The organism is Streptomyces sp. P17, assembly GCF_032436805.1.
GTDB lineage: Bacteria > Actinomycetota > Actinomycetes > Streptomycetales > Streptomycetaceae > Streptomyces.
This window is the reverse complement of sequence record NZ_JAVRBF010001444.1, coordinates 1-238: the sequence shown is the minus strand read 5'-3', so window position 1 is coordinate 238 and position 238 is coordinate 1. Positions and strand designations below refer to the sequence as shown.

Annotated in this window: 1 protein-coding gene; it reads right to left on the bottom strand. The window is 59.2% G+C overall.

Going from position 1 to position 238, the window contains the following annotated elements:
* The coding region (locus RMT89_RS45285; protein ID WP_315889576.1) for a PA2169 family four-helix-bundle protein at positions 1-238 on the bottom strand (238 nt) is incomplete at both ends.

The following is a 238-nucleotide window of genomic DNA, read 5'->3' as shown; positions in this document are numbered from 1 at the left end:
CTCATCAGGACACGATGGGCCGAGGCGAGCATCGTACCTTCGTCGTCCGGCGTTCCACCCGCCGTACGTATCCTTGCCTCGACCTCGCTGGCCAGCTTCCGCCGTTCGCTGATCACCTCGAAGAAGATCGGCTTGAAGCTTGCCGTGTCGACAAGCTTATTGGCTTGCTCGAAACCGTCGACGCTGTCGATGACGGTGGCAAGTAGGCTGTTGAGCGTTTTGATATCGTGCGTGCCGT